This is a genomic window from Duganella rhizosphaerae, assembly GCF_040364205.1.
GTDB classification, from domain to species: Bacteria; Pseudomonadota; Gammaproteobacteria; order Burkholderiales; family Burkholderiaceae_D; genus Rugamonas; species Rugamonas rhizosphaerae.
Genome location: NZ_BPWK01000076.1, coordinates 1 through 516 on the forward strand (window position 1 = coordinate 1; position 516 = coordinate 516).

Below are 516 nucleotides of genomic sequence, written 5' to 3' on the forward strand. Positions count from 1 at the left end.
GGGTCGCTCACTCAAAATACTGACAGGCCACTACTTTCGTAGCGCCTATTTCATTACTTCTTGTGAACATTTGATATTTTAAGTTTCACGCTGCCTAAGCAGCGTGTGCACCTTCATCAAACGTCCACACTTATCGACTGTAAATTTTTAAAGAACTTATTCGGTACTGCTTGCTGAAGAAGCGTTGTGTTCATCAGCGAAGAGGCAAGATTATGAAGCGTTTCGTCTATCTCGTCAAGCTCTTATTTCTCTTACTTAACTCAGCATTTGAATGCCTTGTTCTGCAAGGGGGCGAACTATAGCAAAGAATAGGCTTGATTGACAAGGACTTTCTCAACAATAGATGCCAGGGCTTACACTCTATGAACGAAAAAAAGCCCACCAGGTCACTGGTGGGCTTTTTTAATATAACTAGCCTGACGATAACCTACTTTCACACTGGTTGCAGCACTATCATCGGCGCAGAGTTGTTTCACGGTCCTGTTCGGGATGGGAAGGGGTGGGACCAACTTGCTA

The 516-nt window shown here is 44.0% G+C and carries 1 rRNA gene; it reads right to left on the reverse strand.

What is annotated here, in order from left to right:
* Positions 1–414: 414 nt before the first annotated feature.
* Positions 415–516, reverse strand: a 5S ribosomal RNA gene (gene rrf / locus RUGAMON1_RS32665); the annotation flags it as partial.